The sequence below is a fragment of the Kribbella turkmenica genome (genome assembly GCF_004348725.1).
GTDB classification, from domain to species: Bacteria; Actinomycetota; Actinomycetes; order Propionibacteriales; family Kribbellaceae; genus Kribbella; species Kribbella turkmenica.
Genome location: NZ_SMKR01000073.1, coordinates 24,473 through 34,038, shown reverse-complemented (window position 1 = coordinate 34,038; position 9,566 = coordinate 24,473). Strand labels below are relative to the sequence as shown.

Here is a 9,566-nt window from a genome sequence, read left to right as displayed (position 1 = left end):
CTACCCCAACCCCCGAATCCACCAACCGCACCAAAGCATCCCCGTAACACTCAAAATCCTCCGCAAACGACATAGCCGCCGCAACTCCTCAAATCGAGGTGTTGCGACGACCATGTGAACCCGAGGGGAAGCGGGCCCTTCGTCATGCCGGTGCCGGATCAGCGCGGAGGGAACTTCGAGGAGACCCAGTCGCGGACGCCGCCGAGGCCGTCGCCCAAGTCGCGGAGCAGCTTGGCCAGCGGGTCCTGGGAGCGGGCGAAGGCGTCGGAGTACGACTTGGCCGCGTTCTTCGCCTCCTGCGACATCGACGCCGTCGCGTCGTCGTGGCGCTTCGGGTAGGTGCCGGAGACGATCTGGGTGTACTCGCCCTCGTCCACCCAGCGTCGCAGCTCGTGCGCCCGGATGACGGCCAGCGGGTGCGACTGCGCCTCGAGCAGCAGCAGCTTCAGCACGCTGTCCCGCAGGTCGCCGGCACTCTCGTACTCCGTTCCCTGCGCCAGGAACGCCGTGGTGTCGAGCTCAGCGAGCTGACCGCCGCTGGCCAGCTTCATCTGGACCCGCAGCGCCACCGCCGGGTCCTGGACGGCGAGCAGACCGGCACGGTCGCCGGACAGCTCCGCCTTGCGGGACCACTCGTGCAGGGCGGCGATGATCGCCCGGAGACCGAGGGCGCCGATCGGCATCCAGTTCAACGCGCCGGTCAGCCGCATCAGCCAGAACAGCAGCGACTGGTAGAGCGCGTGCCCGCTCTGCGCATGGCCGAGCTCGTGGCCGAGGATGAACCGGAGCTCCTCCTCGTCCAGGCCCTGCAGCACGGCGCTGTTCACCACGATGAACGGCCGGTCCATGCCGATGGTGACCGCGTTCCACACCGGGCTGTTGGTGATGTAGAGCTCCGGCAGTTGCCGTACGTCGAGCGTCGTACCGGCCTCGGTGTAGAGCCGGTGCACGGTCGGGAACTGCCGCTCGTCGACCCGGATCGCCGAGCCGAGGAACTGCAGCCGGAAGGCCCGCTCGTTGATCATCCCGGACAGCTTCCGCAGGACGAAGTCGAACCCCTTCAGCTGCCGCAGCGCCACCAGGGCGCCCCGGTCCGCCGGGTGCTCCCACGCCCGCGAACTGATATCCGTCAACGTCGCCCGCTGCCGCGTGGGCCGCTCTTCGTGCTCGCTCATCGCTCCCCCTGCCTCGGCGTCATGTCCGTCCAAACTAGCTCGCCCTCGGGTCGCCGTGGTTTCAGCAACCAGGCGATCAGCAGCGTCGGCAGCCAACTCAGCGGCACGACCCACCAGCCGAGCCCGGTCTGGATCAGCCCGCCCATGAGCACCACGGTAGGGACCGTTCCGCACAGCCAGTACCAGAGCGCGTTCCACCCCGGGTACCGCCGCCCCCGCCGATGCCCGACCAACGCCAGCGGAATCGTCGCCGGCAGCGCGGCGCAGACACCGACAAGCGCGAGCACCGCCAGAAACATCGCCACCTGCGCCGGCGTGAACTCGATCGGCCCCATGGGAATCATGCGTCCCATCCTGCCGCCACCGAGCGCGGTGACCGAGCGTAGGAATACTCAGATCGTGAATGCAGGATGATGAGCCGGTGACGATCGCATGGTTGCAGCTGGTCGGTGGGGCGTATCTCGCAGAGGCGCCCGACCGTCATTCATTCACCGAGGATTTCAGCGGTCAGGTGACCGCGAGAGCGTGGGAGGCGCTCCAACACCTGACTGCAAAGCTGTTGGACGAGTACGACGGTGCCGCATGGCTCGCCCAGGGCGGATATGAGCGGGTCGCATTGCACTTGGAATTCCGGGCGAAGAAGCACGGCAGGGCGCGGCGAGCGGTGCCGGCGGTCGGGAGGTTGCTGACCCCGGACTTCTCCGTCGTCTGCCCGGAGCTTGCCGACATGACGGTCGCCGAGATGGTCACCTTCTTCGAGCCGGTTGTCCTGGACGCGCTGACCGTGGTCGGTGAGCGCAAGAACCTCGGGCCGTTGCCGCCGGCCGGGCAGGGGGGCGACTTGCCGTCCGTGCCCCTGATCCCGTTGATCGGCGAGCCCCGCCGTACGACGAGGAGCCGGGGGACTGCTTCGTGATCACGCGGGAGGCGCCGGACGGGCTCGCGCCAAAACTGATCGCCCGCTACGAAGCGGACCTCGAGCGGCTGCTCTCCGAGGAGGCGCTGGAGGCCGTGGTCGAGGCCGAGACCTCGCCGAAGGGCATGCGCTGGCTCGTCCGGTCACCGCGCCGGGGGCGTCGACGCGGAGCGTGACCGGCGGCGCCTTGAAGGCGGCGCGGTGACCGAGCGTAGGAATACTCAAATCGGGGCCTTAGCATCTAGCCTGGCTCGCATGAGTGAGGTTGATGGGGTGTGTCGCGAAGTTGATCGGCGCGACGACAAGGCGCGGGCGTGGGTGGCCGAGGCGATCCGGATCGTGGACGCCGACGCGAACCGGAGCGCGGACACGCACCTGCACGTGTTCCCGATGCCCGAGCTCATCGGCGTCGACCTGTACCTGAAGGACGAGTCCGTGCACCCGACCGGCTCGCTGAAGCACCGGCTGGCCCGGTCGCTGTTCCTCTACGCGCTGTGCAACGGGTGGATCCGCGAAGGCACCACCGTGATCGAGGCGTCCAGCGGCTCCACCGCGGTCAGCGAGGCGTACTTCGCCCGCCTGCTCGGCCTCCCGTTCATCGCGGTCATGCCGCGCTCGACCAGCCAGGAGAAGGTCGACCTGATCGAGTTCTACGGCGGCCGCTGCCACTTCGTCGAACGCTCCGGCCAGATCTACGGCGAGGCGAAGCGCCTGGCCGAGGAGACCGGCGGCCACTACATGGACCAGTTCACGTACGCCGAACGCGCCACCGACTGGCGTGGCAACAACAACATCGCCGAGTCGATCTTCGGCCAGTTGAAACTCGAGCAGTACCCGATCCCCACCTGGATCGTCGTCGGCGCCGGCACCGGCGGTACGTCGGCCACCATCGGCCGCTACGTCCGCTACCAGCGCTACGACACCTCGGTCGCCGTGGTCGACCCGGAGAACTCGGCGTTCTTCCCGGCGTTCGAGGCCGGCGACGACGACTTCTCCACCGGCCGCCCGTCCCGGATCGAAGGCATCGGCCGCCCGCGCGTCGAGCCGTCGTTCGTCCTCGGCGTGGTCGACCGGATGATCTCCGTCCCCGACGCCGCCTCGATCGCCGCCATGCGCTTCTGCTCGCAGGTCACCGGCCGGCTGGTCGGCGGCTCCACCGGGACCAACCTCTGGGGTGCGCTCCGCCTGGCCGAGGAGATGCGCCGGACCGGGACGCGCGGCAGCATCGTCACACTGCTGTGCGACAGCGGGGAACGCTACGGCAACACGTACTACGACGACGCGTGGCTGCGGACCAACGGGATCGACATCGCGCCGTACATGGCGACGCTGGAGGCGTTCGCGACGAGCGGACGGTGGCGAGAACCGGTGAAGAGGTAGTGGCTACGTAGCACGCGTGGGCGATCACCCTCCGAGAGCGAGCCCGATCGCCAAACCGACCGCGTACAAGAGCTCCGTGAGTCCCGTGTTCTTCAGTACCGGAATGAGCGCCGGGCCGACCGTGTCGCTGACGACCACCTTGACCGACTTCACCGCCAGCGGCAGAGCGATCCACGCGAGCAGGGCCCACGGAGTCGCGAGCGCTGACACAGCCGCGAGGATGAACGCCACCGCTACCAGCCCGGCGTACAGCCGACGCGAGCGCACAGCACCTAGGACGACCGCCAGCGTGCGCTTCCCGGTGACCGTGTCGGTGGGGATGTCACGCAGGTTGTTTGCCACCAGCAGCGCACACGCGATCGACCCGATCGCGACGGCACCCGCAACCGCCGTCCAGTGCAAGGACTCAGCTTGCACGTAGGCAGTGCCCAGCACCGCGATCAGCCCGAAGAACAGGAAGACGCTGACCTCGCCCAGCGCGCGGTAGCCGTACGGCCGCTTCCCACCGGTGTAGAACCACGCACCGACGAGGGAGGCCGCGCCCGCGACGAGCAGCCACCAGCTGGAGGTCGCACACAGGACTATTCCGAGTACGGCGCCCACTCCGAAGCAGGTGAAGGCTGCGGCCTTCACCTGTTCCGGGGTGGCGACTTTGGCGCCGACCAGGCGGAGTGGGCCGACACGGTTTTCGTCGGTGCCGCGGATGCCGTCGCTGTAGTCGTTGGCGTAGTTGACGCCGATCTGCAGGGCCAGGGCAACGCCGAGGGCGAGCAGCGCCTTCCACCAGACGAAGCCGTCCAGGTAGGCGGCCGCGCCGGTTCCGACGAGGACGGGTGCGATCGCGGCGGGCAGGGTGCGTGGGCGCGCGCCGTCGATCCACTGGGCAGGGGTGGCCATGACTGCCGATTCTGTCAGCACGGAACGGGACCGCGCCGACCGGCCCGGACAGCACCACCGCCGGAGCCATCGCGACCGGGCCGTACGCTCGGTGCTGACATGTCTAGCTTGCGCCTGGTCCCCGGTACGCCGGATGCCGTGCTGTCCGCGCTCACCGCCGTACTGGACGGCAGGGGTACGCCGTTCGCCCCGGTGCCGGCGGATCCGGCAGCCGCGGCGCGGGTCCGGCAGGCGGCCGCACCGGACGAGCCGCTGGAGCACGACTGTGCTGTGGTGCTCACCACATCCGGGTCGTCCGGTGAGCCGAAGGGCGTCCTGCTGTCCCGGGACGCACTGATCGCGTCAGCCACTGCCACCCATGACCGCCTCGGCGGACCGGGGCAGTGGCTACTGCCGATGAAGCCGTACTTCGTCGGCGGCTTGCAGATCCTCACCCGCTCGGTGGTGGCCGGCCTGGCTCCGGTGGTCGCCGGTGACAGCTTCACCGAGGCCGCCCGGAGACTGACCGGCCCACGCCGCTACACCGCGATGGTGCCGACCCAATTGGCCCGCTACCTCGACACCGACCTGGACGCGCTGCGCTCGTTCGACGCGATCATCATCGGCGGCGCCGCGACGCCGGCCCCACTGAAGGCCCGCTCGGCCGAGGCCGGTGTCACTGCGATCCCGGCGTACGGCATGACCGAGACCGGCAGCGGCTGTGTGTACGCCGGGGAGCCCCTGGACGGGACGTCGGTCGCGCTGGACGACGGGCGGATCCTGATCAAGGGCACGACTCTGTTCTCCGGATACCGGTTGCGGCCCGAGTTGACCGCGGAGGTGTTGCGCGACGGCTGGTTCCGGACGCAGGACCGGGGCGAATTCATGGACGGGCGGTTGCGGGTGATCGGCCGGGTGGACGACGTGGTCATCTCCGGCGGGGTCAACGTCACGCTGCCGACCGTCCAGGCCCGGCTGCTCGAGCATCCGCGGGTGAAGGACGCCGTGGTGCTGGGCGTGCCCGACACGGAGTGGGGGACCCGGGTGGTCGCCTTCGTGATCGGCGACCCCGGCCGCGACGAACTGCGTGACCACGTGGCCGAGACGCTGCCGCGGACGTGGGCGCCGCGTGCGGTGATCCGGCTGGACGCCCTGCCGATGCTTGCCTCAGGCAAGATCGATCGGCAGCGGCTGCTGGAGGAGCTGCGGTGATCACGTACTCGATCGGCCTGAAGAACAGGTTCCGCGGCATCACCGTGCGCGAGGGCATGCTCTTCGAGGGCCCGGCCGGTTGGGCGGAGTGGAGCCCGTTCCTCGACTACGACGATGCCACCTGCGTCCCTTGGCTGCAGGCAGCGCGGGAGGCGGCAGTCGACGGATGGCCGGTGCCGGTGCGGACCGCCGTACCGGTGAACTGCACAGTGCCCGCGGTCGGTCCCGAGAGAGCGGCCGAGATCGTGCGAGGGTCCGGGTGCGGCACTGCGAAGGTGAAGGTCGCCGAGCCCGGGCAGACGCTGAACGACGACCTGGCCAGGGTCGAGGCCGTACGGGACGCCATCGGGAGCGGCCAGGTACGGATCGATGCCAACGGCGCGTGGTCCGTGGACGACGCCGTCACCAACCTCAGGCAGCTCGCGCGTTTCGACCTCGAATACGTGGAGCAGCCGTGCGCGGCCGTCGAGGATCTCGCCGCCGTCCGAAGGCGCACCGACGTGCCGATCGCCGCGGACGAGTCGATCCGGCGGGCCGAGGACCCGATGCTGGTGAAAAAGCTCGAGGCGGCCGACGTCGCCGTACTGAAGGTGCAGCCGATCGGTGGCGTGCGGGCCTGCCTGGAGATCGCCGAACAGATCGGGCTGCCAGTCGTGGTCTCGTCGGCCCTCGAAACCTCGGTGGGCATCGCTGCGGGGGTCGCTCTGGCTGCTGCCCTTCCTGAGCTGCCGTACGCGTGCGGATTGGCCACCGTGTCCATGTTCACGGGCGAGGTGGTCGCAGACCCCCTGCTGCCGGTGGACGGCTTCCTGCCGGTGAAGCGGGTGCAGCCAGACACTGCGTTGGTGAACGCCGCGCGAGCGGACGTGGCCAGGACTGCGGTGTGGGAAGAGCGCCTGAGCCGAGTGCAGAAAAGGAGTGCCGGATGAACCCGTCCACGGCGTTCGCGACTGTGGTGGTCGACGAACTGATCCGCTGCGGCGTCCGCGAGGCTGTGATGGCGCCGGGTTCCCGGAGCGCACCGCTGGCGCTGGCGCTCGCGGAGGCCGATCGTGCCGGTCGGCTGCGGCTGCACGTCCGGATCGACGAACGGACGGCGGGATTCCTCGCGATCGGCTTGATCCGCGGAACCGGACTCCCGGTACCCGTGGTGACGACCTCGGGTACCGCGGTCGCGAACCTGCACCCGGCTGTCCTCGAGGCGTCGCACAGCGGACTGCCGCTGATCGTGCTCAGTGCGGACCGGCCGCCCGCGTTGCGGGGGAGTGGCGCCAACCAGACGACCGACCAACTGAAGGTGTTCGGGTCCGCGGTCCGCCTGTTCCACGAGATGGGTACGCCGGTACGCGAGGTCGGCCAGGTTGCGTACTGGCGCTCGCAGATCGCCCGGGCCGTGGCCGTCGCAGTGGGTGCGCGGTCCTCCGATCCCGGGCCGGTGCAGCTCAACTGCCCGCTCGCCGAGCCGCTCGTGCCGACGGACGGGCCGGAGTGGCCGGAGCCGCTGGACGGTCGCAGTACGGGTCCTTGGACCGCGATCCACGCGGCAGCCGGACAGCCGTCCGCTGTTCAGCCTGGCCCGAAGACCGTGGTGGTCGCGGGCGATGGCGCCTCGCAGGCTGCACGGCTGGTGGCGGAGGCCGGTCAGTGGCCGTTGTTCGCCGAGCCGTCCAGTCGCGCCCGGACCGGCCCGGCGGTCATCGCGTCCTACCGGTTGTTGCTTCAGGCAAGCTCGTTGGCCGGCGAGATCGAGCGGGTCCTGGTGTTCGGGCACCCGACGCTGTCGCGGCCGATCTCGAAGCTGCTGGCGCGGCCCGACGTCGAGGTGATCGTGGTGTCCCCGGCCGGGCTGTGGCCGGACGCGGCCCGGCGTGCGGCGGCCGTGGTCACCGGGCTCGAGGTGGCCGGCCCGGACAGCACGGACTGGCTCGAACGCTGGCAGCACGCCGACCAGCTGGCGCGCCCGGTGATCGACAAGGTGCTCGCCGACGGTCTCACCGGCCCCGGGATCGCGGCCATCGTCGGTGCGGCGGTCGGCGCCGACGGCATGCTCGTGGTCGCGTCGTCGAACCCGGTCCGCGACCTCGACCTCGCGCCGGTCGTCCCGATCCGGACGATCGCCAACCGTGGGCTGGCCGGGATCGACGGGACCGTCTCGACGGCGGTCGGTGCCGGGCTGGCGAACGCCGGACCGACGTACGCCCTGATCGGCGACCTCGCGTTCCTGCACGACGCGAACGGCCTGATCATCGGCCCCGACGAGGCGCGTCCCGACCTGCGGATCATCGTCGTCAACGACAACGGCGGCGGCATCTTCTCCACGCTCGAGCAGGGCCACCCGGACCACACGACACACTTCGAGCGCGTCTTCGGTACGCCGCACGACACCGACCTGTCGGCGCTCTGCGCGGCCACGAGAACCCCGTACACGCTGGTCGAGACCCCGGACGCTCTGCGTGCCGCACTCGCTCCGACCGTCGCCGGTCTGGACGTCGTGGAAGCCCGCGTGCCGCGGACGGCCCACCGGCCGCTGACCGAAGCGCTGGTGGCCGCGGTCAAGCAGCAGTAGCCCGCACCGGCAGTTTCCGCATCGGGTGAAGTGTGCGGAGGTGGTTGAGCAGCGGCGCGATCGTGGCGATCGCCAGTGCGGTCGTGGTCAGGATCGGGATGGTCGCGCCGCGCAGTGACGAGTTGAGCGGTGCGGCGATCGTGAAGATCAGGCTCACCGCTGTGATCGTGGTGACCAGCCGGTGACCCGGCCGGGCGACCGCCAGGAACGGCAGGCACCACAGGAAGTACCAGTCGTGCGCGCTCGGCCCCAGCAGCACCACGGCCAGCAGCGCGATGCCCACAGCCCGCGCCGCGTGATGGATCGACGACCGCAGACTCAGTACGGCGATCAGCGTGACGGCCGTGACCATCCCGACCAGCCGGACGATCTGCAGCGCCTGTTCGGCCGCGGTGTCCTCGCCGAGCCAGCCGAGTACGCCGGACGCCGCCATCCCGATCAGATTCGCGATCGAGAACGGCGAACGAACCAGCCCGGGGACGTCGAGTGCACTCAGCCAGCCCGACCCGACGCCGGTCAGCTCGCCGACCGTCACGAGCGTCAGCACCGACACCGCCCCCGCGATCGCCAGGCTGGCGAAGCGAAGCGCCCGTCCGGCCAGCGGACTCATCACGGCCGCGATCGCGATCACCACCAGCCCGCCCGGCAACTTCACCGCCGCCGCGGCGCCGGCCACGACTGCCGCCGTACCCCACCGGCCGGTCAGGGCCAGAGCGAAGGCACTGCAGGCCAGCCCGAGCATCAGTACGTCGTTGTGCGCGGCACCGATGCCGTGGGTGATCAGCATCGGGTTGGCGACCACCAGCCAGGTCGCGAACACCGGGTCGACCCGGCAGGCGGCTGCCAGCCGTGGCACAGCCCAGGCGATCAGCACGATGCCCGCGACTGCGAGCAGGCGGTGGGCCAGCATCAGCACGTACGGGTCCATCGTGAGTCGTGCGAGCAGACCGCCGTACGCGAGGGGCAGCGGCCCGTACGGCGCCGGGGTCTGCCTCCACATCGGGTCGACCGCCTCGACGATGTGGCCGGACAGCACGCCGGGGCCCACGTCGTACGGGTTGAAGCCCTCCGCGACCAGAGCGCCTTGCGCGGCGTAGCTCCACGCGTCCCGGCTGAACAGCGGCGGGATCAGGAGCAGTGGCGCACTCCAGTACGCCATCATCCGCACCAACGGCGGCTTCTGGCCGCCCATCACCTGCCGGCCCACGGACAGCCAGGCCCAGGCCATCAGCCCGAGCCCGGCCACCATGAACGACAACCCGACCATCCGGCCGGGCAGACTGGCCCGCAGGTCACCGGTGACGGGGAACGACGCCACCCACGAGGAGGGCGGCACCACCGACGTCACCAGACTCGCCGCGCCGACCACGACGGAGCCGACCACCCCTCGGACCATCGGTGACCGCATGCCCGGACGCTAACCCCACCGGGCGACGCACCG

Annotated in this window: 10 protein-coding genes; 6 read left to right on the top strand and 4 right to left on the bottom strand. The window is 70.2% G+C overall.

The window, feature by feature from the left end; translation table 11 throughout:
• Window positions 1-158: 158 nt before the first annotated feature.
• Both E1218_RS18010 and E1218_RS18005 read right to left on the bottom strand, forming a co-directional pair.
• The gene (locus E1218_RS18010; RefSeq protein WP_132321595.1) at window positions 159-1,175 is read right to left on the bottom strand and encodes a M48 family metallopeptidase; all 1,017 of its coding nucleotides are present in this window, start codon (window positions 1,173-1,175) and stop codon (window positions 159-161) included.
• A complete protein-coding gene (locus E1218_RS18005) occupies window positions 1,172-1,519 on the bottom strand; it encodes a hypothetical protein (protein ID WP_132321593.1) in 348 nt (115 codons plus the stop codon). Before E1218_RS18005 ends, E1218_RS18010 begins: the two co-directional genes overlap by 4 nt.
• Window positions 1,520-1,596: 77 nt before the next feature.
• Between E1218_RS18005 and E1218_RS18000 the strand changes: the two genes are divergently transcribed.
• From E1218_RS18000 to cds1, 3 genes are all read left to right on the top strand, one after another.
• Window positions 1,597-2,091, top strand: coding sequence for a hypothetical protein (locus E1218_RS18000; RefSeq protein ID WP_132321591.1), 495 nt, complete (start codon window positions 1,597-1,599; stop codon window positions 2,089-2,091).
• Complete coding sequence (locus E1218_RS17995) at window positions 2,088-2,267, top strand: hypothetical protein (protein WP_132321589.1); 180 nt, start codon at window positions 2,088-2,090, stop codon at window positions 2,265-2,267. Before E1218_RS18000 ends, E1218_RS17995 begins: the two co-directional genes overlap by 4 nt.
• Window positions 2,268-2,346: 79 nt before the next feature.
• The gene (gene cds1, locus E1218_RS17990) at window positions 2,347-3,471 is read left to right on the top strand and encodes an L-cysteine desulfhydrase Cds1 (protein ID WP_132321587.1); all 1,125 of its coding nucleotides are present in this window, start codon (window positions 2,347-2,349) and stop codon (window positions 3,469-3,471) included.
• A 24-nt stretch (window positions 3,472-3,495) separates the two neighbouring features.
• On the opposite strand, the gene E1218_RS17985 is transcribed toward cds1, so the two are convergent.
• Entirely contained in the window at window positions 3,496-4,368 is an 873-nt protein-coding gene (locus tag E1218_RS17985) for a 1,4-dihydroxy-2-naphthoate polyprenyltransferase (protein WP_132321585.1), read from the bottom strand.
• A 99-nt stretch (window positions 4,369-4,467) separates the two neighbouring features.
• Here E1218_RS17985 and menE point away from each other — a divergent pair, with 99 nt between their 5' ends.
• The 3 genes from menE to menD are packed head-to-tail and all read left to right on the top strand — an operon-like array spanning window position 4,468 to window position 8,125.
• Window positions 4,468-5,559, top strand: coding sequence for an o-succinylbenzoate--CoA ligase (menE, locus tag E1218_RS17980; RefSeq protein ID WP_132321583.1), 1,092 nt, complete (start codon window positions 4,468-4,470; stop codon window positions 5,557-5,559).
• The gene (locus tag E1218_RS17975) at window positions 5,556-6,488 is read left to right on the top strand and encodes an o-succinylbenzoate synthase (protein WP_132321581.1); all 933 of its coding nucleotides are present in this window, start codon (window positions 5,556-5,558) and stop codon (window positions 6,486-6,488) included. Before menE ends, E1218_RS17975 begins: the two co-directional genes overlap by 4 nt.
• Window positions 6,485-8,125 carry a 2-succinyl-5-enolpyruvyl-6-hydroxy-3-cyclohexene-1-carboxylic-acid synthase gene (gene menD, locus E1218_RS17970; RefSeq protein WP_132321579.1) on the top strand — a complete coding sequence of 547 codons (1,641 nt, stop codon included), beginning with the start codon at window positions 6,485-6,487 and terminating at the stop codon, window positions 8,123-8,125. The genes E1218_RS17975 and menD overlap by 4 nt, the downstream gene beginning before the upstream one ends.
• On the opposite strand, the gene mptB is transcribed toward menD, so the two are convergent.
• Window positions 8,112-9,533: a polyprenol phosphomannose-dependent alpha 1,6 mannosyltransferase MptB gene (gene mptB, locus E1218_RS17965; RefSeq protein ID WP_132321577.1), complete on the bottom strand. Its 1,422-nt coding sequence runs from the start codon at window positions 9,531-9,533 to the stop codon at window positions 8,112-8,114. The two genes, menD and mptB, sit on opposite strands and share 14 nt — an antisense overlap.
• Window positions 9,534-9,566 lie beyond the last annotated feature (33 nt).

Coding starts and splice junctions, on each gene's coding strand:
- E1218_RS18010 (WP_132321595.1), bottom strand. CDS start 1,175: ATGAGCGAGCACGAAGAGCGGCCCACGCGGCAGCGGGCGACGTTGACG.
- E1218_RS18005 (WP_132321593.1), bottom strand. CDS start 1,519: ATGATTCCCATGGGGCCGATCGAGTTCACGCCGGCGCAGGTGGCGATG.
- cds1 (WP_132321587.1), top strand. CDS start 2,347: ATGAGTGAGGTTGATGGGGTGTGTCGCGAAGTTGATCGGCGCGACGAC.
- E1218_RS17985 (WP_132321585.1), bottom strand. CDS start 4,368: ATGGCCACCCCTGCCCAGTGGATCGACGGCGCGCGCCCACGCACCCTG.
- menE (WP_132321583.1), top strand. CDS start 4,468: ATGTCTAGCTTGCGCCTGGTCCCCGGTACGCCGGATGCCGTGCTGTCC.
- menD (WP_132321579.1), top strand. CDS start 6,485: ATGAACCCGTCCACGGCGTTCGCGACTGTGGTGGTCGACGAACTGATC.
- mptB (WP_132321577.1), bottom strand. CDS start 9,533: ATGCGGTCACCGATGGTCCGAGGGGTGGTCGGCTCCGTCGTGGTCGGC.